General features: G+C 63.7%; 19 protein-coding genes. 14 read left to right on the top strand and 5 right to left on the bottom strand.

What is annotated here, in order from left to right; genetic code table 11:
• Positions 1–40: 40 nt before the first annotated feature.
• The 3 genes from hemW to rph all read right to left on the bottom strand — a co-directional run bounded on the left by hemW (position 41) and on the right by rph (position 2,743).
• Positions 41–1,285, bottom strand: a complete 1,245-nt coding sequence (gene hemW / locus FB597_RS14155) for a radical SAM family heme chaperone HemW (protein ID WP_144769892.1) — start codon at positions 1,283–1,285, stop codon at positions 41–43.
• Positions 1,282–1,872 (bottom strand): RdgB/HAM1 family non-canonical purine NTP pyrophosphatase, encoded by a 591-nt coding sequence (gene rdgB, locus FB597_RS14160; protein WP_141915494.1) that lies wholly within the window; start codon positions 1,870–1,872, stop codon positions 1,282–1,284. Before rdgB ends, hemW begins: the two co-directional genes overlap by 4 nt.
• A 142-nt stretch (positions 1,873–2,014) precedes the next feature.
• Entirely contained in the window at positions 2,015–2,743 is a 729-nt protein-coding gene (gene rph, locus FB597_RS14165) for a ribonuclease PH (RefSeq protein ID WP_144769893.1), read from the bottom strand.
• A 287-nt stretch (positions 2,744–3,030) separates the two neighbouring features.
• Between rph and FB597_RS14170 the strand changes: the two genes are divergently transcribed.
• From FB597_RS14170 to FB597_RS14185, 4 genes are all read left to right on the top strand, one after another.
• Complete coding sequence (locus FB597_RS14170) at positions 3,031–3,945, top strand: YicC/YloC family endoribonuclease (protein WP_144769894.1); 915 nt, start codon at positions 3,031–3,033, stop codon at positions 3,943–3,945.
• An 87-nt stretch (positions 3,946–4,032) separates the two neighbouring features.
• Positions 4,033–4,671, top strand: a complete 639-nt coding sequence (gene gmk / locus FB597_RS14175; protein WP_141915506.1) for a guanylate kinase — start codon at positions 4,033–4,035, stop codon at positions 4,669–4,671.
• Between the two features lie 84 nt (positions 4,672–4,755).
• A complete protein-coding gene (rpoZ, locus tag FB597_RS14180; protein WP_141915509.1) occupies positions 4,756–4,959 on the top strand; it encodes a DNA-directed RNA polymerase subunit omega in 204 nt (67 codons plus the stop codon).
• Between the two features lie 35 nt (positions 4,960–4,994).
• Positions 4,995–7,259 carry a bifunctional (p)ppGpp synthetase/guanosine-3',5'-bis(diphosphate) 3'-pyrophosphohydrolase gene (locus FB597_RS14185; protein ID WP_141915511.1) on the top strand — a complete coding sequence of 755 codons (2,265 nt, stop codon included), beginning with the start codon at positions 4,995–4,997 and terminating at the stop codon, positions 7,257–7,259.
• A 317-nt stretch (positions 7,260–7,576) separates the two neighbouring features.
• Here the strand turns inward: FB597_RS14185 and FB597_RS14190 are convergent, their stop codons facing one another.
• Both FB597_RS14190 and FB597_RS14195 read right to left on the bottom strand, forming a co-directional pair.
• On the bottom strand, positions 7,577–8,596 hold the full coding sequence (locus FB597_RS14190; protein ID WP_144769895.1) for a LysR family transcriptional regulator: 1,020 nt from the start codon (positions 8,594–8,596) through the stop codon (positions 7,577–7,579).
• Between the two features lie 5 nt (positions 8,597–8,601).
• Positions 8,602–8,859, bottom strand: coding sequence for a hypothetical protein (locus FB597_RS14195; protein WP_144769896.1), 258 nt, complete (start codon positions 8,857–8,859; stop codon positions 8,602–8,604).
• Between FB597_RS14195 and FB597_RS14200 the strand changes: the two genes are divergently transcribed.
• The 10 genes from FB597_RS14200 (at position 8,858) to FB597_RS14245 (ending at position 21,834) form a co-directional block, all read left to right on the top strand.
• Positions 8,858–9,466: an FMN-dependent NADH-azoreductase gene (locus tag FB597_RS14200; RefSeq protein ID WP_144769897.1), complete on the top strand. Its 609-nt coding sequence runs from the start codon at positions 8,858–8,860 to the stop codon at positions 9,464–9,466. The two genes, FB597_RS14195 and FB597_RS14200, sit on opposite strands and share 2 nt — an antisense overlap.
• Positions 9,467–10,041: 575 nt before the next feature.
• A complete protein-coding gene (locus FB597_RS14205; RefSeq protein WP_144769898.1) occupies positions 10,042–10,833 on the top strand; it encodes an SLBB domain-containing protein in 792 nt (263 codons plus the stop codon).
• Positions 10,834–10,943: 110 nt separating this feature from the next.
• Complete coding sequence (locus FB597_RS14210) at positions 10,944–12,275, top strand: hypothetical protein (RefSeq protein WP_255517178.1); 1,332 nt, start codon at positions 10,944–10,946, stop codon at positions 12,273–12,275.
• Between the two features lie 11 nt (positions 12,276–12,286).
• Positions 12,287–13,240 (top strand): polysaccharide biosynthesis tyrosine autokinase, encoded by a 954-nt coding sequence (locus FB597_RS14215; RefSeq protein WP_144769900.1) that lies wholly within the window; start codon positions 12,287–12,289, stop codon positions 13,238–13,240.
• The gene (locus tag FB597_RS14220; protein ID WP_144769901.1) at positions 13,213–14,505 is read left to right on the top strand and encodes a lipopolysaccharide biosynthesis protein; all 1,293 of its coding nucleotides are present in this window, start codon (positions 13,213–13,215) and stop codon (positions 14,503–14,505) included. Before FB597_RS14215 ends, FB597_RS14220 begins: the two co-directional genes overlap by 28 nt.
• Before the next feature lie 9 nt (positions 14,506–14,514).
• On the top strand, positions 14,515–15,462 hold the full coding sequence (locus FB597_RS14225; protein ID WP_144769951.1) for a glycosyltransferase family 2 protein: 948 nt from the start codon (positions 14,515–14,517) through the stop codon (positions 15,460–15,462).
• Positions 15,446–16,861: an O-antigen ligase gene (locus FB597_RS14230; protein ID WP_144769902.1), complete on the top strand. Its 1,416-nt coding sequence runs from the start codon at positions 15,446–15,448 to the stop codon at positions 16,859–16,861. Before FB597_RS14225 ends, FB597_RS14230 begins: the two co-directional genes overlap by 17 nt.
• Complete coding sequence (locus tag FB597_RS14235) at positions 16,858–19,290, top strand: cellulase family glycosylhydrolase (RefSeq protein ID WP_144769903.1); 2,433 nt, start codon at positions 16,858–16,860, stop codon at positions 19,288–19,290. The genes FB597_RS14230 and FB597_RS14235 overlap by 4 nt, the downstream gene beginning before the upstream one ends.
• Positions 19,283–20,725: a hypothetical protein gene (locus FB597_RS14240; RefSeq protein ID WP_144769904.1), complete on the top strand. Its 1,443-nt coding sequence runs from the start codon at positions 19,283–19,285 to the stop codon at positions 20,723–20,725. Before FB597_RS14235 ends, FB597_RS14240 begins: the two co-directional genes overlap by 8 nt.
• Complete coding sequence (locus FB597_RS14245; protein ID WP_144769905.1) at positions 20,722–21,834, top strand: acyltransferase; 1,113 nt, start codon at positions 20,722–20,724, stop codon at positions 21,832–21,834. Before FB597_RS14240 ends, FB597_RS14245 begins: the two co-directional genes overlap by 4 nt.
• The last annotated feature ends 12 nt before the right edge of the window (positions 21,835–21,846 follow it).

Genomic DNA, 21,846 nt, shown 5'->3' on the forward strand with positions numbered 1-21,846 from the left:
TCTCAAATATACCTGATAAAAATAGCCTTGCAAGCAAGCTTTAATCCGACAGGAAAATTTCTTGCAAATCATTAAGAAAACGCCGGCCCAGTTCCGTTGGGCGAATCAAGGCGTGATCGCGATACAACATCCCTTTTTGTTCGGCCAGGTCCAGCTGCGGCTGGATTTGGTTCAGGCCCATGCCGGTGCGTTCGGCAAACAGGTTCGGCGCAAACCCTTCGGTCAGGCGCAGCGCATTGAGCATGAATTCGAATCCCAGGGCGTTGCGCCCGATCTCGGCTTCTTCCTGGATCGGCGCGCCGGCGCGGATCTGTTCCAGATAGGTCTGGGGATGCTTGTAGCGCGCCTGGCGCACGATGCGGTGCGGGAAGGACAATTTCGAATGGGCCCCGGCGCCGATGCCCAGGTAATCGCCGAATTGCCAGTAATTGAGATTGTGCCTGGCGCGCCGCTTGGGCTGGGCATAGGCCGATACCTCGTAGTTGGCATAACCGGCCGCCGAGGTCAGTTGCGCGATCATGTCTTGCATGTCGGCGCTGGCGTCGTCGTCCGGCACGGCCGGCGGGAACTTGGCGAACAGCGTATTCGGCTCCAGCGTCAGGTGGTACAGCGACAGGTGCGGCGGCGCGAAGGCGAGCGCGGTCTCGACATCGGCGCGGGCTTCGGCCAGCGTCTGCGACGGCAAGGCGTACATCAGGTCGAGGTTGAAGTTGTCGAAGTTGGCGTGCGCAATCTCCACCGCCTTCAAGGCCTGCGCGCCGTCGTGGATGCGGCCCAGCGCCGCCAGATGGCCGGCATTGAAACTCTGGATGCCGATCGACAGGCGATTGATGCCGCTGGCGCGGTAGGCGCGGAATTTCTCGGCTTCGAAGGTGCCGGGATTGGCTTCCATCGTGATCTCGATGTCGCTGTCGAACGGCAACAAGGTGCGCACATCCGACAGCAGACGATCCAGTCCGGCCGCCGACAACAGGCTGGGCGTGCCGCCGCCGATGAAGATGGTGGTGATCTTGCGGCCCCAGATCAGCGGCAGCGCCATTTCGAGATCGGTGCGCAAGGCGTCCAGGTATTCCTGCTCCGGGAAACTGCCCTTCACTTCATGCGAATTGAAGTCGCAGTACGGGCATTTGCGCACGCACCACGGGAAATGCACATACAGCGACAGCGGCGGCAAAGCCGTCAGCTGCAGGCTGCCCGGCTTCAGGAACGCCAGCGCGGCCTGGGCCGGGCCGCCCTGCGCCGGCCCGGCGGGTAGCTTGGCGGCAACCGGTTTGATCGGGATCATTTCAGCTTCTCTACCAATGCACGCAATGCCTGCCCCCGGTGGGAGACGGCGTTCTTCTCGGCCGCGCTCAATTGTGCGGCGGTCTTGCCCAGTTGCGGCAACAGGAAATACGGGTCGTAGCCGAAACCACCCTCGCCGCGCGCGTCGGCCACGATTTCGCCCTTCCATACGCCATCGGCGATCACCGGCTGGGGATCGTCGGCGTGGCGCACATAGACCAGCACGCAATAATAATAAGCCGACTTGTCGGCATGCGCGGCCAGATCCTTGACCAGCTTGGCGTTATTGGCGGCGTCCGATTTCGGCTCGCCCGCATAGCGCGCCGAATACACGCCGGGGGCGCCCCCCAAGGCGTTGACGCATACGCCGGAATCGTCGGCCAGCGCCGGCAGGCCGGTCAGGCGGGCCGCGTGGCGGGCCTTGGCGAGCGCATTCTCGACAAAGGTGCCGAACGGCTCTTCCGCTTCCGGCACGTCGAATTCGCCCTGCGCGCGCACGTCGAAACCGATGTCGCCCAGCAGGCTGGCGAACTCCTTGAGCTTGCCGGCGTTGTTCGACGCCATCACGATCTTTTGCTTGGTATTCATACTTTGATTGGGTGGTATTGGCATGGCATTGCGCCGGTGCAATGAAAAACGCCATGTCGTCGGTGCAACATGGCGTTATCAGGTTCTTATGCGATGTGCGCATTGTAAAACGATTCACGCGCCATCGCAGGATAGCCGGCAATCAGAGGCCCAGCGCCTGCTTTTGCAAGGTATTGAGCGTGGTGATGCCCTGCTGGGCCAGATCCAGCAGGCTGTTCAGGGTAGCGCGGTCGAATGCCGCGCCTTCGGCCGTGCCCTGCACTTCGACGAAGTGGCCGGCATCGGTCATCACCACATTCATGTCGGTGTCGCAGTCGGAATCTTCCAGGTAGTCCAGATCCAGTACCGGCACGCCCTGGTAGACGCCCACCGAGATGGCGGCCACGAAATGCTTGAGCGGGATCGATTCCACCAGCCCGCGCGACTTGAGCACCGAAAACGCATCGTAAGCCGCCACCATGGCGCCGGTGATGGCGGCGGTGCGGGTGCCGCCGTCGGCCTGCAGCACGTCGCAATCCAGGTGCAGCGTACGTTCGCCGAAGGCTTCCAGGTCGAACGCGGCGCGCAATGCGCGGCCGATCAGGCGCTGGATCTCCTGCGTGCGGCCGGACTGCTTGCCCTTGGCGGCTTCACGGTCCATGCGCGTATGCGTCGAGCGCGGCAGCATGCCGTACTCGGCGGTCAGCCAGCCCTGGCCTTTCCCCTTGAGGAAACCCGGCACCTTTTCTTCGATGCTGGCGGTGCACAGCACGCGGGTGTCGCCGAACTCGACCAGCACCGAACCTTCGGCATGCTTGGTGTAATGGCGCGTCAGGCGCACCTCGCGCAGTTGCGAAACGGCGCGGGCGCTGGGGCGATGGGATGATGTCATGCTCGGTCCTTGTCTTGTCTACCGGAGGGATGGCGGCAATCGTAAAACCGCCAATGTCGATGTTTTGATAGCGCTGGGCTGCCAATCTTCTTTAAAATGCGGGATCCGATGAGGCGATGCCGCCCGGTCCGCCGGCGCGGCAACAGCAACCGCCGCAACCGCATTTTGCAAAACCGGCATTGTAAAGGATGGCGGGCCGCCTGCGCGGCATCGCCGCTCATCACCATCACCCGCCAACGCACGGCCGCCGCCGACTGCGGCAAGGGCAAACACACCGGAGCCAGAATTTGACCATCTACAGCATGACCGGCTATGCCGTCACCACCCGTGAAACCACTGCCGGCACGGTCACCGTCGAAATCAAGAGCGTCAACTCGCGCTTCCTCGACCTGCAGTTCCGCATCAATGACGACCTGCGCGCGGTCGAGCCGATGCTGCGCGAAGCCATCATGAGCCGCCTGGTGCGCGGCAAGGTGGAATGCCGGCTGAGCTTCGGCCGCAAGGTGGCGACCGGCAACACCCAGGCGCTCAATGCCGGCGTGGTAGGCGGCTTGTCTATCCTGCAAGACCAGTTGCGCGCCCAGTTCCCTGACGCCGCGCCGCTGTCGATCAACGAGCTGCTGCGCTGGCCGGGCGTCATGGAAGAAGCCGAAATCAGCCAGGAAACCCTGCAGGCCGACATCCTGGCCGCCATGCAGCAGACGCTGGCGGCTTTCATCGACACCCGCGCACGCGAAGGCGCGGCGCTGCAGGCGGTGATCCTGGCCCGCGTCGACGCGATGGAAGCCATCGTGGCCCGCATCACGCCGCTGGTACCGCAACTGATCGAGCAATTCCAGCAAAAGGCGACCGAGCGCATGAGCGAGGCGCTGGGCCTGGCATTGCAGTCCAACGGCGCATCGGCGCCGCTGCTCACGCGCGAAGAATCGCTGGAGCGCATCCGCCAGGAAGTCACCCTGTATGGCATCCGCATCGACATCGCCGAAGAACTGGCGCGCCTGTCGGCCCACCTGGCCGAGACGCGCCATATCCTGAAAAAAGGCGGCCAGGTCGGCAAGCGCCTGGATTTCATGATGCAGGAGCTCAATCGCGAAGCCAATACCGTCGGTTCGAAGGCGGCCATGAAGGAACTGGCCGACGCCTCGATGGAATTGAAGCTGCTGATCGACCAGATGCGCGAGCAGGTGCAGAATCTCGAATAAGCCCCGAATACCGCAAAACCACGCTGGTGCGCTCGGCGCCGGGCCAGCAAGCACACCCACAGATACGATAAAAACAGCGAGAATCACATGCCAGCTAAAACCCCTACTTCCGGCAGCCTGTTCATGGTGGTCGCCCCCTCCGGCGCCGGCAAATCGACCCTCGTCAATGCCCTGCTGAAGCAGGAACCGGCCATCAAGCTGTCGGTTTCCTACACCACCCGCGCGCCCCGTCCGGGCGAGGAGCATGGGCGCGAATACTATTTCACCAATGCCGAAGACTTCCTCAAGCGCCAGGCCGAAGGCGAATTCCTGGAATGGGCCGAAGTCCACGGCAACTATTACGGCACCTCGCGCCTGATGATCGCCGACCAGATCGCCAACGGCACCGACGTGCTGCTGGAAATCGACTGGCAAGGCGCGCAGCAGGTCAAGAAGCAGTTCAGCAACGCCATCGGCATCTTCATCCTGCCGCCCTCGATCGCAGCCCTGGAAGAGCGCCTCAAGAAGCGCGGCCAGGACGAACCGCATGTCATCACCCGCCGCATCCTGGCCGCCGGCGGCGAAATCGCGCACTCTCCGGAGTTCGAATATGTTATTATCAATCAAGAGTTTGCCGTCGCTTTGTCAGAGCTGACGGCGATTGTCCAAGCAGCCCGCTGCCGTTTTCCGCAGCAAGCCGCCCGCAATGCTTATTTGTTCACCCAGCTAGGCATCCACGCCACCTGAACGGCGTCCCGAACAAACCGGCGCCGGCATCGCTGCCAGGACATTCCACCCATTCCAAGCAAGACCGTCACACAGGAGTTTTACATGGCCCGCATCACCATCGAAGATTGCCTCAAGCAAATCCCGAACCGTTTCCAACTGACCCTGGCCGCGACCTACCGCGCCCGCCAGTTGCTGCAAGGCCATACCCCCAAGGTTGACGCCAAGGACAAGCCGACCGTCACCGCGCTGCGCGAAATCGCCGCCGGCAAGGTCGGCCTGGAAATGCTGAAAAAGGTTCCGGCCTGATCCTTGTCCGTCCATGAAGCTGATAACGGTAAAGCATGAGCCTCACCCCCACCGAATCCACGTTATCAGCAACTCCCAGCACCAGCACTAAACGAGCAGCCGGTTCCGGCCGCTCGCATTCCCCGAACGAAGCGCCCCCCGCCGCCCATAGCGGCGTGGCGACGTTCGCCCACCTCACGCCCAAGCTCGAAGAGTACCTGACGCCTTCCGAATTGAAGAAGGTCAAGGAAGCCTATCGCTTTGCCGATGAGATGCACCTGGGCCAGATGCGCAAGTCGGGCGAGCCTTATATCTCGCATCCGCTGGCGGTGGCCGAAATCTGCGCAGAGTGGAAGCTCGATGCGCAGGCCATGATGGCGGCCTTCCTGCACGACGTGATGGAAGACCAAGGCGTCAAGAAGGAAGAACTGATCGAACGCTTCGGCGCGCCAGTGGCCTCGCTGGTGGACGGCCTGTCCAAGCTGGACAAGATCGAATTCCAAAGCCAGGTCGAAGCGCAGGCGGAAAACTTCCGCAAGATGTTGCTGGCCATGGCGCGCGACGTGCGCGTGATCCTGGTCAAGCTGGCCGACCGCCTGCACAACATGCGCACGCTGGGTTCGATGCCGCCCGAGAAGAAGCGCCGCATCTCGCGCGAAACCATGGAAGTCTACGTGCCCATCGCGCACCGCCTGGGCCTGAACAACATCTATCGCGAACTGCAGGAACTGTCGTTCGCCCACCTGTATCCGCTGCGCCACCGCACCCTGCACAAGGCGGTCAAAGCCGCGCGCGGCAACCGCCGCGAAGTCGTGACCAAGATCATGGAATCGGTCACCAGCACGCTGATCGCCGCCGGCATCCCGGCCCAGGTCGACGGCCGCGAAAAGACCCTGTACGGCATCTACCGCAAGATGCGCAACAAGCACCTGTCGTTTTCCCAGGTGCTGGACGTGTATGGCTTTCGCGTGGTGGTGGACAGTTTCGCCAACTGCTACGTGGCGCTGGGCACCCTGCATTCGCTGTTCAAGCCGATGCCAGGCAAGTTCAAGGACTACATCGCCATTCCCAAGCTCAATGGCTACCAGTCGCTGCACACCACGCTGATCGGCCCCTACGGCACGCCCGTCGAGTTCCAGATCCGCACCAGGGAAATGCACCGCGTGGCCGAGTCCGGCGTGGCGGCGCACTGGCTGTACAAGGACGACGAAGGCAGCCTGACCGACCTGCAGCAACGCACCCATGCCTGGCTGCAATCGCTCCTGGATATCCAGAAGCAGACCGGCGATTCGGCCGAGTTCCTGGAGCACGTCAAGGTCGACCTGTTCCCGGATTCGGTCTACGTCTTCACGCCCAAATCCAAGATCATCGCCCTGCCGCGCGGCGCCACGGCGCTGGATTTCGCCTACAGCATCCACACCGACATCGGCGACCAGACCACGTCGGTCATCATCAACCACGAACCGGCCCCGTTGCGCACCGAGCTGCACAACGGCGACATCGTCGAGGTCATCACCTCGCCGACCTCGCGCCCCAGCCCGAACTGGCTCGGCTACGTCCGTACCGGCAAGGCGCGCTCGGCCATCCGCCATCGCCTGCGCACCGCCAACATGGCCGAATCGCAGTCGGTCGGACGCCGCCTGCTGGGCAACGCCCTGCACACGCTGGGCATCGATCCCGAACTGCCGACGCATATCGTCGAACGGCTGCTCAACGAGTCCAGCGCCAAGACCATGGATGACCTGTATGCCGAAATCGGCATCGGCACCCGCATGGCGCCGCTGGTGGCGCGCCATATCATGGGCATGATGGATGCCGGCACCAACGTTCCGCAGCTCGACCCCGAAGGCCAGATGCTGCCCAACAAGCCCGATCCGGTGGTCATCACCGGCAGCGAAGGCGCCTCGGCCCAGCTCTCCCCCTGTTGCATGCCGATCCCGGGCGACCGCCTGACCGGCTATCTCAAGGCCGACCAGACATTGATCGTCCATACGCAGGAATGCGAGACCGCCAAGCGCCTGCACGAGAAGGAACCTGATCGCTGGATCGAGCTGGTCTGGGGCCATGACCTCAACCGCCGCTTCGATTGCCGCATCACCATCCTGATCCATAACCGGCGCGGCACGCTCGCGCGCATCGCCGCCGAAATCGGGGAATCGGACGCCAACATCGTGTCGGTCAGCATGGACGACGATGGCGGCGCCTCGATGAAATACCTGCGCTTCACCATCCAGGTCGAAGATCGCGTGCATCTGGCGCGCACCATGCGCGGCATCCGCAAGATCGACAGCGTGGCCCGCATCCTGCGCGAACGGGGCTAGGCCCTTAAGGCTGCTTGCCCCCCCCCCAAGACCGAAAAACGCCCGCAAATGCGGTAATGCCGTTCAGTTAAGCACTGAACGGCATTTGTGTTTGTGGAGGTTTGTGCAGTCCAGACTCCGTTCGCCCTGAGTAGCTGCGCAGCAGCGTATCGAAGGGCAGGCAAGAGCGCCAACGGTGACACGCTGGCTTCGATACGGCCCTGGCGGGCCTACTCAGCCCGAACGGGGTCTGTGATGAGTGCTTCAGAATAAGCCTTAACTGAACTGCATTACCGCATTTGCGGGCGTTTTGCCGAGCGAACCGCTTAAGACCGGTATCAGATCACCGCCTTTTCCACGCCCTCGCGTCTTTGCAATTCCGATCCGGCCTCTGCGCCGCCAACCTGCCCCTTCTTGGCTGCATCCTCCCGCGCGAAATGCTCCTGGCATACCTGCTCCCCCTTATCGGCAATCCCGCGCGCCAGCTTGTCGGCAAAGAATTCGATCAAGGCGCTGACCGCGGTGGGAAGCTGGCGGCGGTGGACATACACGGCATACAGGCCCATCGCATCGCGCTGGTAGTCCGGCAGGATATGCACCAGCGTGCCGTTGCGCAGGTCTTCTGAGGTCAGCATGGTCGGCAACAAGGCGATGCCATGGCCGGCGCGCGCCGCGCGCAACTGCCCTTGCGCGGTGTTGATGCAAAGCCGCGGATTGACGCGCACGCTTTCCATCCCTTGCGGCCCTTCCAGTTTCCAGGTGGTGTGATGCGGCGCCGGCGATGCCGCCAGGCAGGCATGGCCGATCAGGTCGGCCAGCGTATGCGGCGTGCCGAAGTGCTCCAGGTAACGCGGGCTGGCCACCAGGCCGCGATGGCTGTCCACCAGCTTGCGCGCCACCAGGCTCGAATCCGGCAGGATGCCGCCGCGAAAAGCCAGGTCGATGCCTTCGGCGATCAGGTCGGCGCGGCTGTCGCTGAGCACGAATTCAAGCTGTACCTTGGGATACAAGCGCATGAACTCATGCATCCACTCGATGGAAAAATTATCGAAGAAGTCGACCGGCGCCGCCACGCGCAGGCTGCCGGACGGCTCCCCGCTGCTCTCGCTCAGGCTGGCGCTGGCGTATTCGATGTCTTCCAGGCCCGGCGCACAGCGCTCGAAGAACTCGCGCCCGGCGGCGGTCATATTGAGCTGGCGCGTGGAACGCTGCAGCAGGCGCACGCCCAGTTCGGCCTCCAGCGCCTGCAAGCGGCGGCTGATGGTATTGGAGGGCATGGCCAGCCGGCGCCCGGCCGCGGCAAAGCTGCCGGCCCGCACCACGTGGACGAAAAGCCAGATATCGTTCAGATCAACCATCATCATTACCCATAAAAATGGATCAGTGAAATGACATTCTCGCATCTACTGATGCGAATGAAAACTGGATAAGCTTCTTTCATCGCCGCCAGCAAAGCCAGGGACCAGCCCTGGCAGGAAGCAACGATACCGTCAAACCGCTTCTCCCGCTGCCGGCGCCGCATTGCCCCCTTCCCAAGGCATCCCCCTTGGGCAATGAAGACAAACCGATGCCGTTGCCATACAGATAAGCGCAACAGCATGCCACCGAAAGGAAAGACCATGAGCACCTTGCTGCATATCGACTCCAGCGCCCGCGCCAGCGGCTCCATCTCGCGCCAACTGAGCGCCTCCTTTGCCCAGCAATGGCTGGCGAAGAACCCCGCCGGCCGCGTCATCCACCGCGACCTGGCCAGCGACGCGCTGCCGCATATCACCGAAGCGCTGCTGGGCGCCTACTTCACCCCGGCCGAGAACCGCAATGCGCAGCAAGCCGAGCTGATCAAGCAATCCGACCAGCTGGTCGACGAGCTGCTGGCGGCCGACACCCTGGTCATCGGCGTGCCGATGTACAACTTCGCGCCGCCCTCCACGCTCAAGGCCTGGATCGACCACGTATTCCGCGCCGGCCGCACTTTCCGCTACACCGAGAACGGCCCGGTCGGACTGGCCACCGGCAAGAAGGCCATCGTGATCCTGTCGCGCGGCGGCATGTATTCCGAAGGCCCGATGGAAGCGCTGGATTTCCAGGGCAAGTACATCAAGAGCGCGCTGGCTTTCATCGGCATCACCGACGTCGAGCTGGTCATCGCCGAAGGCGTGTCGATGGGTGACGAGTCAGTCAAAAAAGCCCTGGCCAGCGCACAGGAAAAGATCGCCGCGACTGTCTGATTTTCCCTCCCGCCATCATTGGCCGGGTCGGTACCGGGGTGAGCCGTTTACAACGGTTCACCCCGGTTTCATTTCTCCCTCCGCCATGCCGGTTCCGGGCAATGGCACCCTATCCTTTGCGCATCTGGCCGAACAACAACACCTGCCCCCCTACAAAACCAGAAAAATTTGCCGAATAACAATAAAAAAGACAAACTGACGGCCTTCTCGGCGTCTTCATCCCTCATCAACAATCCTCCAAATGCGGTTCAATGGCAGCCTGATTCATCATTCACGCCACACCGAGGTTTTCCAAAATGTTGCAATTAGATTAATATAAGCGCCGCCTTTACAAAATTTTCTATTGGGCATTTAAGTATTTTCGTCTTCGCTCATGAACAGCCATCTGGTATTGACTGAGATGAGAACAAGAAAAATCGCGAGAAAATAGCCTCCAATCATTCAGAATTCACTCACGGGAGTTCAATTTGCGCCATCACTTCATCCAATGGCTAATCGCAACGCTTCTGCTGTTCTCTCTCAGCTTTGCCAGCTTTGCCCAGGTTCCCTCCGATCCCACCAAAACCGGGGAACTCATGTCGGCGCCGCCTGGCACGCTTTCCACACTGGGGCTTCCCTCCTCGACCGTCACCGATGCCCGTACCGGCCCCGGCGACGTGCTGCGCGTGACCGTATTCGGCCAACCCGACCTGTCTGCTGAGGTCGGCGTCAATGACAAGGGCATCCTGACCTTGCCGCTGATCGGCGGCGTTGACGTCAACGGCCTGACCACCAGCGAGATCGGCAAGAAGATCGCCCGCGCCTTGCGCGACGGCGACTTCCTGAAGAACCCGGAAGTGTCGGTGGAAATCGTCCAGATGCGCAGCCAGATGGTTTCCATTCTGGGTGAAGTCAGCCGTCCCGGCCGTTATCCGATTCCGGGCCATCTCAGTGTGCTTGAGCTGATCGCCATCGCCGGCGGCCTGACGCAGAATGCCGACCAGACCGTCACCCTGCTGCGCCGCGACAACGATCCCAAGAAAAGCGAAACCGACCTGCGCATTCCCATCCTCCTGGGCGAAACCGGCGTCACCGACCGCAAGACGCTGGATGTCGAGATGCGGCCCGGCGACGTCATCTACGTCAACAAGAAAAAACAGTTCTACATCCATGGCGAGGTCAACCGCCCCGGCGCCTATCCCATGGAACCGGAGATGAACGTCATGCGCGCCATCTCCCTTGGCGGCGGCATGACCCAGCGCGCCTCCAAGCGCCGCATCTTTATCAACCGGGAAGTCCCTGACAAGGGCATCCAATCGACCAAGGCCGCGCTGACCGATCCGGTACAACCGGGCGACGTTGTCTTTGTCGACGAGAGCCTGTTCTAGCACACGACGCAATAGCGCATGACCACCCGCCCCACCTATCACAACGACAAGGCTTCACTGTGAACGCGCAGACACCTGAAACCGGCTTAAGCTCAAACCAGCTTGCCGCGATGATCTCCGCCGCACGCGGTACCATTTTCAAGACGCTGGCCGTGGTGGTCATCGCCACCACGGCCATCACGCTGATGATGCCCAAGACGTATACCGCCTCCTCGGACGTCTTCATCGACTACAAGACCAACGATCCGATCAATGGCCGCCTGTTCTCGCCCATCATGGACGAGAGCTACATGCAGACGCAATTCGACATGATCCGCAGCCAGGCGGTCGCCGAAAAGGTGATCGACTCGCTGGGTCTGGAGCGTACCGCCCAGTACCAGGAAAGAGCAAAGCAGCATGGCGACGCGCGCGCGCATTCCCAACTGGTCAAGCGCATCAACGAAGATACCCAGGTGGTGACGCGCCGCTCCAGCCGCGTGATCGAAGTCGACTACTCCGCCGGCACCCCCGAACAGGCCCGCGACCTGGCCAACGCCGTGGTCAACGCCTATATCGAACTGAGCCAGCAAATCGCCTCCAGCTCGGCGCGCTCGCGCCGCGAGCAATACAACGCCCAGCTTGAACACTTGCGCAAAGAAGCCGATTCCATCCAGCAAAAGCTGACCAAGTACCAGCAGGAAGTCGGCATCATCGATCCCAACGAGCGCAACGACCTCGAATCGCGCCAGCTCGGCGACCTGATGACGTCGCTGATCGCGGTCCAGAATGCGCAGCAGGAAGCCGCGGCGCGCAACAAGGCAACGCAAGGCCTGCTCAAGAGCGGCGTCAAGGTCGACGACCTGCCCGAGGTCGCCGAGCGCACCAACATCAACGATATGAAATCCAAGCTGAGCGACGCCGACCGCCGCCTGGCCGAAGTGCAGGAAGTCCTGGGCGGCAAGCACCCCAGGACGCTGGCGCTGCTGGCCGAACGCAATGAGCTGGTGGCCCGCATCAACCGCGAATCCAGGGGCGCGGTAGAAGCCCAGCAGATCGACACGCGCCGCCTGCAAATGCAAGAGCAAACGCTCAAGGCCCAAGTGGAAGCGCAGAAGGCCAAACTGCTGGAGCAAAAGCAGCACCGCGACACCATCACCTCGTACCAGCGCCAGCTGGAGAGCGTCGAACGCGTCTACAACACCGCCTTGCAGAAATACGATGAGATCCTCATGGCCAGCAATATCAGCACGCCGGACCTGAATGTGCTGCGCGTGGCGGAAGCGCCCAGCACCCACTCAAAACCCCTGCTGCTCAAAAATATCGCCGCCAGCATCGTGGCCGGCCTGGGCATCGGGCTATGCCTGGCCCTGCTGCTCGAATTGAGCACCCGCCGCCTGCGCTGCCGCGACGACCTGGCCCGCAGCCTGCGCGTTCCGGTCATCGGCCATATCGGCTTCCAATAAGAAGGTCTTCCATGAACGATACCTCTCAAGCCGCGCAACAAACCACGGGACCGAGCGACAAGATGGGCGCGCGCTTCATCACCGCCGGCCTGCTCACCGAGGAACAGGTCGCCCGCGTGGTCGAGCTGCAGAACTCGGCCGGCATCCGCTTCGGCGAAGCGGCCGTGCGCCTGAACTACCTGACCGAACAGAACGTGCAGATGGTGCTGTCGGAACAGTTCAACTACGCCACCGCCCTGCTGCCGCGCGACAACCTCGACAAGTCGCTGGCGATCGCCCACGCTCCCTTCGGCATGGAAGCCGAAGCCATCCGCCAGATCCGCGCCGAATTGTCGATCCGCCTGGCCGGTCCGGATGGCAAGGAAAAGATCGCCTTCGCGCTGGTCAGCCCGAACGAAAAGGAAGGCAAAAGCTACCTGGCCGCCAGCCTGGCCCTGGCGTTCTCGCAGATGGGCAAGCGCACCTTGCTGATCGACGCCAACCTGCGCGCGCCGCGCCAGCACGAACTGTTCTGCCTGGACAACAAGGATGGACTCTCGACCGTCCTGGCGGGCCGCTCCCAACTGAGCCATGGCCAGAATGCGCCGGGATTTCCGCACCTGCGCGTCCTCTGCGCCGGCCCGACGCCGCCCAATCCGCTGGAAATCCTGCTGCAGCCGGCACTGGGCAACCTGATCGACAAGCTGGCTGCGGATATCGACGTCATCATCGTCGACACCCCGGCCGCCGCCGCTTCGTCGGATGCGCAAACCATCGTCCAGCAGGTCGGCGCCTGCCTGCTGGTCGGCCGCCAGCACTTCACCAAGCTGGAGGAGTTGCGCCAGGCCGAAACCCAGATCGGCACCGCCGGGGCGCAAGTGATCGGCACCATCTACAACCAGTTCTCCGACGAGACGGTACCGGCCAATGGCAACAAATACTGGCATTACCTGAAAAAATGGCTGAGCGGACCGCGCCAGAAGTAAGCGGCAAGCGGCTGCTGCGGCATTCGCTGGCGTCGCTGGTCGACCAGGCGCTGCTGAGCGGCCTCAACTTCGCCCTTGGGCTGGTCCTGATCCGTCTGGCGACCAAGGAATCCTACGGCCTGTACTCGCAAATGTACGTCGCCGGCATTTTCGCTTCCACCGTCCTCGAATCGCTGATCACCGGGCCGCTGACAACCATCGCCCCCGGCAAGACCGAGTCGCAGAGGGCGCACTTGATTGCCTGCCTGCACCGTTTCCAATGGCAATTGAGCGCCCTGCTGGCCATCCTGTTCGGCCTCGCCAGCATCGCTGTCGGCCATTACGCCGGCGTGCCGGAATCCTTGCCCGCGCTGGGCCTCGCCTTCGCCGTCTATGTCTTCGCCAACGCCCTGCGCGAATACCAGCGCAGCCTGAACTTCATCGAAGGCCTGCCGCGCCGCGTGCTGCGCATCGACCTGGCCTACGCGCTGGCGGTGGCAGCCGGCGTGGCGCTGCTGCTGGCAAGCGGCCACTTCACCGTGCCCGGCATCCTGCTGGTGCTGGGGCTGGCCAATGCGGTCGGTTTCTGGCGCAACGCCGGAAACCGCCCGGCAGCCGCACCGCCATCCGTCCAGGAACAGCGCGCGGCGATTACCGACATGTGGCGGCGCGGTCGCTGGGCCCTGCCCGGCGCGCTGGTCGCCTGGGCCACCAACTACAGCTACCTCTATCTTGCCGCCGCCTCGCTGGGCCTGGCCGCCTCGGCCGAACTCAATGCTTCGCGGCTGCTGCTGATGCCGATCGCGCTGTCGGTCATGGCCTGGTCGCGCATCGCCCGGCCGATGGCCAGCCGCCTGTTCTGCGCACGCGACTGGAAACGCCTGGACCGCCTGGCCTGGGTCTCGGTAGCCGGCATCGAAATCGTGACCATACTGTACGTCAGCCTGCTGTGGCTGGCGCTTCCTTGGCTGGAGGCGCACGTGCTGGGCGCGAAATACCAGGGCGTGGAAGCCATGGTGCTGGCATGGGGCGCCTATTTCGCCATCAACGCCGCCCGCTCGATCGGCTCCTCCCTGCTCACCAGTAACGACCAGTATCGCCTGCTGTTGGCCAGCGGCGTCGCCTGCCTGGCAGTCATGCTGGCGTGCGCCGCGCTGTTCATCCCGCTGTATGGCGCCTGGGGGGCTATCCTGGCGCTGATCGTGGTCGAGGTCTTCGATGGCATCCTGATCTGGGCCTTCTTCCTGCCGCGCGTGCGCCGCAACGCCAGCCTCGCGGGGACTTAAGCCATGGACATGACGGCAAACGCCCCGATCGACATCAGCATCTGCATCTGCACCTTCCGTCGGCCGCAGCTGCTGGAGCTGCTGCTGCAAGCCTTGTGCGAACAGGACCGCGACGGCCTGGCGCTGGAAGTGGTGGTGGCCGACAACGACCCCGAGGCATCCGCGCGCCCGGTGCTGGACGCGTGGCAGGCCCGCTTGCCGCTGCCGTTGCGCGCGCTGCACGTCCCGGTGCCGAACATCGCCGCCGCGCGCAATGCCGCGGTCCATGCGGCACGCGGTGAATGGATCCTGTTCATCGATGACGACGAGGCCCCCGGCGAAGGTTGGGTCCGCAAACTGGTGCGTGCGCAACGCGCCTTCGGTGCCGATGCCGTGTTCGCGCCGGTGCTGCCGCGCTACTTGGAGGGCACCCCGGCCTGGATTCGCCGGGGCGGTTTTTTCAACCGCCCGCGCTTTGCCACCGGCGCGCCCATCACCTCGCATGACGCCCGCACCGGCAATGTGCTGATCCGCCGCAGCAAGATGCTGGCCGTCAGCCCGGCCCCGGAAGCCGGCCCATTCGACACGGCGTTCGGCCGCACCGGCGCGGAAGACACCATGCTGTTTCGCGACATGCTGGAGCACGGCGCCGTGTTCGTCTGGTGCGACGAAGCCACCGTCAGCGAGGAAGTGCCGCTACAGCGCGCCAACCTTCCCTGGCTGCTGCGCCGCTCCTACCGGCTCGGGCAGACCTATGTGCTGTCGGAAATCGCCCGCCTGTCCCCGCTCGGGCGCCTCAGGCGCGGCGGCTGGCTGGGACTGCGCGCCGCCGTCCAGTTGGTTGTCGCGGCCGGGCTCTGCCTTGCCTGCCTGCCGTTCTCCCGGATCAAGGTCGTGCGCTGGCTGCGCGCCGCATCCGCCCAGTGCGGCAAACTCAGCGCCCTGATCGGGCACCGCTACCATGAATACGGCAATTGACCCCCTCTACACGGCGCGCCCATCCGCCTTCGGCAACATCGACCCGTTCGTGGTGCGGCTGCTGATCGTCCTGAGCATGACGTTCGCGCTGCTGCCGCCCGGCTTCAACTGGGGCAATACCGATCCCTCGGGCAGCTATGTGGAAGGCTCCCTGATCTTCCAGATCGAGTTCGGCTCGCTGTTCGCCATCGGCGCCATGCTGGCCTGGCGCAACCGGGAATGGACCTGGCGGCACATGCTCCATCTCAATCCCTTCCTGATCCTGATGATCGCCTACTGCGCCTTGACGATGCTCTGGTCGCCCTACCCGGTCGTCACGTTCAAACGCGTCATCCAGCTCGTCGGCCTGGTGCTGGTGGGTATCGCCATTTCGCCGCCGGTAGGCGGCAGGCAGCAACTGATCCGTACCATGCTGGGCACGCTGATGGTGCTCATGGCGATCTCCTTCGTGGTGGCGCTGGCCATCCCCAGCATCGGCGTCGATTACGAACTGGGCGCCGCCTGGCGCGGCATCATGACGCAGAAGAACACGCTGGGTGCGATCGCCGGCCTGTGCGTGGTGTTCTGGCTCAAGGAAAGCCTGGGCCAGGTGTTCCCGCGCGCCCTGTGCTATGCCGGCATGCTGTTTGCGTCCTTCATCCTGATCATGGCCAAGAGCAGTACCGCCATCCTGGTAGCCACGCTGGGCAGCGCCATCTACATGGTGGTGCGCAAGCGCTACCTGACCGGCCAGTTCGAAAGCCGCCGCATCGTGCTGGTGCTGGCGATGGCGGCGATGCTGGCCCTGTTGGTGTTTTATACCCTGGAGAGCCGCCTGCCCGACAGCGACGAACTGCTGTCCCCGATCACGGCGATCTTCAACAAATCAACCGACCTCACCGGCCGCACCGACATCTGGCGCCTGGTGGTGCTGGAAATCAACAAGCATCCGATCTTCGGCATCGGCTACGGCGCCTTCTGGCTGGGCGAAGGCAGCCCGTCGCAATCGATCATCGATATCCTGCACTGGATCCCGCTGCAGGCGCACAACGGCTACCTCGACATCTTCAACGAACTGGGCATCGTCGGCCTGTGCCTGCTGGCGCTGGTGTTCATCTATCACATCATCAGCCTGGTCCGGCTGACCACCTTCGACCGCGAAGAAGCCGCCATCCACTGGGCCATGCTGATCCTGATCCTGATCAGCAACCTCTCGGAAAGCGAAGTGTTCCGCGGGGTGTTGTTCCAGAATATCTTCTTCCTCTACTCGTCCACCTCCATTTCGGCGCGCCTGACGGTGCGCCGGATGCAGTTGGCCCGGCAGGCCGAACAAGAGCGGCAACGACTGGCGCAGCGGCAGCAGGCGCTGTTGGAACAGGCCCCAGAAAAACATCCGGAAATGAAAGGCCCCGCCCGATGAAACGCGCGCATATCGAACGCCTGGCCAGGCTGGCCCTGGTTGCATGGGTATGGCACACCGTGGCGACAACATCGATGGCGGCGGTGGCGGCGCCGACCAGCATGATTGGCGCCGATACGCAGGCCGCCGAGATGCCCGAATTCCGGCGCAACGACGCCGGCATCCAGTTCTACCGTTTCGGTATCGACCAGGATGCGCTGTCCGGTGCGCCCGACCAGTCGGCCCTGAACCAGCCGCTGGACAACGCCGCGCGCCTGTTCGTGCGCGGCAGCCACTTCTACCGCGCCGGCCCCGACGGCCGCGCCAATAGCGACGACGACACCCGCGTGCGGCTGTATGGCATCAACCTGAGCTTCGCCACCAATTTCCCGTCGGACGCCGACGCCGTCAGGCTGGCCAAGCGCCTGCGCAAGCTCGGCTTCAATGCGGTGCGCCTGCACCACATGGACACCAGCCCCGGCACCCAGGACAATCCGCCGCGCAGCCTGCTCACGCCCGGCCCCTATCCCAGCTTCAACCCAACCGCGCTGGCGCGCCTGCGCAACTTCATCGGCGTACTCAGGCAGGAAGGCATCTACGTCAACCTGAACCTGCACGTCGGCTATCGTTTCCGCCCGGCCGTCGACCAGTTGCCGCCGCTGGACAACAAGGCGCAAGAGACCGAACTGGGCGCGCCGGTGCACGTCTACTATCCGCGCATGGTGGCCTTGCAGGAAGACTTTGCGCGCCAACTGATCCGCGCGCTGGACCTGCGCGGCAACCCGGCGCTGGCGATGGTCGAAATCAACAACGAGTCCTCCCTGCTGGCCGCCTGGCAGCGGCGTGAATGGAGCGCCGCAGTGCCCAAGGCCTATGAGCCGGAACTGAAAAAGCAGTGGCAGGCCTGGGTCATGCGCCGCTACGGCTCTTATGCCAAGGCCTGCGGTGCCTGGCAAACCTGCTCCGGCGACGCGGCGCCGCCGCTGCTCACACCCACCGATGCCGACTATGCCGCCAGCAAGATCGTCCAGTGGCGCGACAAGCTCGACGGCAAGCTGCGCGCGCTGGCCACCCGCCTGCTCGGCCCGACCGATCCCGGCATTCCCAGCGATGCCGGGGAAGCCGTTCGCCTGCGCGATTTCCTGCAATTCCTGGCCGACACCGACCGCGCCTATTTCGAACGCATACGCCGCGTAGTGCATGAGGAGACCGATCCGCTGGTGCCGGTCACCGGCACCCAGATGGGTTATGGCGGCGTGCTCAACTTCGATTCGCAGGCCGGCATGGACTACATCGACGAGCACTTCTACATCGACCACCCCGACTATCCCGGCAAGGCCTGGGATCGCTACGACTGGCGCTTGCGCGACAGCGCCGCCAGCGGCGGCGAAATCCTGCGCATCCTCCGCCTGTCGTTGCGGCGCGATGCGCGCAAGCCGTTTGTCGTCTCCGAATTCAACCAGCCCTTCCCCAACCGCCAGAGCAGCGAAATCCAACCGCTGATGGCGGCCATCGCCGCCGCCCAGGATTGGGACGGCCTGTTCTTCTTCGATTACATGGACGGCGACAACTGGTCCGACACGCCGTCGGCCTTCACCCTTTCCGGCGATTGGGGCAAATTCGCCCAGACCGGCCAAAGCGCGCTGATCTTCCGCCGCGGCCTGGTGGTGCCGCTGCCTACCCAGATCAATGTTCCGCTGCAGCAGCAGGCCCGGCTGGCGATCGCCTCGGTGCGCGACATCGGCGCCTTCGACACGCACCTTGCCGTGGCCAGCGGCGTCACTCCCGAACTTGCCTCGCAGGCCCGGGTCGCCATCGATGTCAACGGCACGCCCCAGGGCAAACAAACGCCGATCGCCGCCAACGCCACGCTGCACTCGCCCAACGGCCAATTCGACTATGCGCCGCTGCAGCGCATGATCGAACTACGCACCGACCAGATGCGCGCCTTCATCGGCTTCCTGCAAACCCGCAAGGCCGGCGATGCCGCCGTGTCGGCCTCGCTGGTCGGCAAGGGCCGCGGCTTTGCCAGCATCGTCATCACTTCGCTGGACAACCGCAAGCTGGAAGCCTCGCGCCATGTGCTGGTCAGCCTGGCCGCCGCCGTCACCGGCACCCAGGCCGGCTCCGCGCCGCAGCGGCCGAAAGAAATCGTGCGCTACAAGAACGACAGCCAATGGATGACGCTGGAAGCCGACCCCGGCATCACCGGCCGTCCCTCCGGCGCCCGCGATGTCGAGGGTCCGGTCTGGATGGAGCGCAGCCAGGTACAGCTCAGCCTGCGCACCCAGGCGCGCCGCGCCAGCGTCTACCCGCTGGATGGCAGCGGCAAGCGCATGGTGGCGCTGGGCGCCAACCGGGTCTCGCTGGCCGGCGGGGTATTGACGGTCCTGATGCAAGCCGATGCCGCCGAAGCATCCCCCTGGTATGAGGTGGTCGCCGATGAGTGAACAACGGGGATGGCTTCGCGCGGGCCGCCTCGCCGGCGGCCTGCGCCTGCTGGCCGCGCTGGCCGCCGCAACGGGCGCGCTGCCGGCGCATGCGACGGCCGAATATGCATTGCAGACGGGCGTGAGCTGGTACCGGATCGACAACCCGTTCCTGTTCCCTGGCAACAGTACCGATTCGCTTAAAACAACCGATACCGCGTGGTCCAGCGACCTGCGCTTCGGGCTGTTCCTGCCGCTGCCGACCCAGCGCACCAACTTCCAGCTGACCGCATCGGCCTCCAAGATGCACTATGGCAGCAGCTTTTCCGACTACGGCAGCAGCCCGAACGATATTCCCGGCAGCGGCGGCAGCAGCCTGAACTACACGAAGAAGCAGGTGGATGCCCAATACACCATGGAATTCAGCAATTGGCTCAAGGGCCGCATCCGCCATCGCATCGACGACCGCCTGTACAACTATTTCGGCGGCCGCACGGCCATTTCCTATCCGGCCCTGGTCTCGAACGTGGAGCCGGAACATCCGCACGTGCGGGAAGATGTGGCCGAAGTCGCCTACCGCTTCTCGGACCGCTTCGATCTCCCGGTCACCTTCACCCAGCAGACGTTGAGCTATGAAGTGCCGGACCGGGCCAGGATGTACAACATGAACAGCAACACCTGGCAGGCTGCCTTGCGTTATACCTCCGGCACGAAATCGATTTACTCGGGCGGCTTTCGCCAAAGCAAGGTGAAATTCCCGGAACGCGGCATCGTCGCCAACCCGGATCCCGTCGCCGCTGTCGCCACGCCGTTCCTGAACCAGGTAGCCGATTTCGATTCCGGCTACACCGATTCGGAAATCTTCGTCGATGCCGGCTGGCGCTACACCGAGAACACCATTTTCATCGGCCATCTCGGCACCATCTCGCGCCAGTTCAATACCCATGCCGAGCGCAACAGCAAACTGCTGTCGACCGAACTCGGGATCGACTGGCACTACACCAGCAAGAGCACCTTCTACGGGCGCGTCTGGCATTCCCCGCAATCCAACGTGGAAGCGGATAACCGCCTGTACGTGATCAACACCGGCATCCAGGGCCGCAACGTTTGGCAGGCCACGCCGAAATCGCGCGTCACCCTACTGCTGTCGCTGGAATCCCAGAAATACGACAGCTTCACGGTCAACAACGGGGTCACGGCATTCCAGGGAACCGGCAGCGGCCAGGACAAGCTGCTGCGCCTCGGCCTGCGCTACGACTACGACATCACCCGGCGCCTGGCCTTCCGCGCCGACGCCTCGCGCGAGCAGACCCGCGCCAGCGGCGGCGCCGACTATACCCGCAGCTATTTCCAGATAAGCCTGAACTACACCTTCGACAACATCAGTGGCGCCTATACCGACGCCAACCCGATGGGCTACAACCGCGCCCGGCAACAGATCGAGGATCTCCGGTGAGGCCGCCGGCCGGCGCGACGCCCGCCTACGGCTACATTCCCGGCCTGGACGGCCTGCGCGCCTGCGCGGTGCTGCTGGTGCTGGTGGCGCACCTGGGGTTCAACCACGTGATTCCGGGCGGCTTCGGCGTGACGCTGTTCTTCTTCATCAGCGGCATGCTGATCACCCGGCTGCTGCTGGCCGAGCATCAGGCCAAGGGCCAGATCGGCATCGCCAACTTCTATGCGCGCCGGGCGTTCCGGCTCTATCCGGCGCTGCTGATGGCGATCGTGCTGGGCACGCTGGCCTTCAACGCCGACGGCGGCATCACGCCCTGGGGCAAGATCGCCTCGGCCCTGTTCTACTACGCCAACTACTACGGCATCTACCTCCACTTCGGCCAGGGGCGCGACGGTTTCGACCCGTTCAGCATCCTCTGGTCGCTGTCGATCGAAGAGCAGTACTACCTGCTGTTCCCCCTGCTGTGCGCCGCGCTGGCGCCCCGGCTGCGCGCATTTTCCCTGACGCTGGGGCTGGGCGTGCTGGCGGTGCTGCTGTGGCGCAGCGGCCTGCATTTCAGCGGCGCCAGCAGCGACCGCATCTACATGGGCACCGACACCCGCATCGACTCCATCCTCTATGGCGCCTGGCTGACGCTGATCCTGGCCAATGACACGCAGCAGCGCTGGGTGCGTTTCTCCTCGGGCAAGCTGGTGCAGGCGGTTTGCGTGCTGATGCTGCTGGCCTCTTTCCTGATCCGCAACGACCATTTCCGCGACACGCTGCGCTATTCGCTGCAAGGACTGGCGCTGATGCCGCTGATCACCGCGATCTGCTTCACCCGTGCGATGCAGCCGGTAACGGCAGTGCTGGAGTCGAGGCCGGGCCGCAAGCTGGGGGCATGGTCCTATTCGCTCTACCTCTACCACCCCATCGCCATCGTCTTGAGCGAAATACTCTGGGGCCCTGGCAGCCTCGGCATCGGCCGGATCGGCCTGCCGCACTACCTCGGTTTCGCGCTGACGGCGCTGGTACTATCATTCGCGTTGGCGACGGCGTCATACTATGGCCTGGAGCAACCCTTCATGAACTTGCGCAAGCGCTTCGGCGCGCATATCGTCAACGATTGACGCGATCCCATC

Origin of the sequence: Herbaspirillum sp. SJZ099 (genome assembly GCF_007828355.1) — a bacterium.
Taxonomy (GTDB): domain Bacteria; phylum Pseudomonadota; class Gammaproteobacteria; order Burkholderiales; family Burkholderiaceae_D; genus Herbaspirillum.

What these genes read in the sequence shown, in the direction of transcription:
- hemW (WP_144769892.1), bottom strand. Translation starts at nt 1,285, where the DNA reads ATGATCCCGATCAAACCGGTTGCCGCCAAGCTACCCGCCGGGCCGGCG.
- rdgB (WP_141915494.1), bottom strand. Translation starts at nt 1,872, where the DNA reads ATGAATACCAAGCAAAAGATCGTGATGGCGTCGAACAACGCCGGCAAG.
- rph (WP_144769893.1), bottom strand. Translation starts at nt 2,743, where the DNA reads ATGACATCATCCCATCGCCCCAGCGCCCGCGCCGTTTCGCAACTGCGC.
- gmk (WP_141915506.1), top strand. Translation starts at nt 4,033, where the DNA reads ATGCCAGCTAAAACCCCTACTTCCGGCAGCCTGTTCATGGTGGTCGCC.
- rpoZ (WP_141915509.1), top strand. Translation starts at nt 4,756, where the DNA reads ATGGCCCGCATCACCATCGAAGATTGCCTCAAGCAAATCCCGAACCGT.
- FB597_RS14185 (WP_141915511.1), top strand. Translation starts at nt 4,995, where the DNA reads ATGAGCCTCACCCCCACCGAATCCACGTTATCAGCAACTCCCAGCACC.
- FB597_RS14190 (WP_144769895.1), bottom strand. Translation starts at nt 8,596, where the DNA reads ATGGTTGATCTGAACGATATCTGGCTTTTCGTCCACGTGGTGCGGGCC.
- FB597_RS14200 (WP_144769897.1), top strand. Translation starts at nt 8,858, where the DNA reads ATGAGCACCTTGCTGCATATCGACTCCAGCGCCCGCGCCAGCGGCTCC.
- FB597_RS14195 (WP_144769896.1), bottom strand. Translation starts at nt 8,859, where the DNA reads ATGGTCTTTCCTTTCGGTGGCATGCTGTTGCGCTTATCTGTATGGCAA.
- FB597_RS14205 (WP_144769898.1), top strand. Translation starts at nt 10,042, where the DNA reads ATGTCGGCGCCGCCTGGCACGCTTTCCACACTGGGGCTTCCCTCCTCG.
- FB597_RS14210 (WP_255517178.1), top strand. Translation starts at nt 10,944, where the DNA reads ATGATCTCCGCCGCACGCGGTACCATTTTCAAGACGCTGGCCGTGGTG.
- FB597_RS14215 (WP_144769900.1), top strand. Translation starts at nt 12,287, where the DNA reads ATGAACGATACCTCTCAAGCCGCGCAACAAACCACGGGACCGAGCGAC.
- FB597_RS14220 (WP_144769901.1), top strand. Translation starts at nt 13,213, where the DNA reads ATGGCTGAGCGGACCGCGCCAGAAGTAAGCGGCAAGCGGCTGCTGCGG.
- FB597_RS14225 (WP_144769951.1), top strand. Translation starts at nt 14,515, where the DNA reads ATGACGGCAAACGCCCCGATCGACATCAGCATCTGCATCTGCACCTTC.
- FB597_RS14230 (WP_144769902.1), top strand. Translation starts at nt 15,446, where the DNA reads ATGAATACGGCAATTGACCCCCTCTACACGGCGCGCCCATCCGCCTTC.
- FB597_RS14235 (WP_144769903.1), top strand. Translation starts at nt 16,858, where the DNA reads ATGAAACGCGCGCATATCGAACGCCTGGCCAGGCTGGCCCTGGTTGCA.
- FB597_RS14240 (WP_144769904.1), top strand. Translation starts at nt 19,283, where the DNA reads ATGAGTGAACAACGGGGATGGCTTCGCGCGGGCCGCCTCGCCGGCGGC.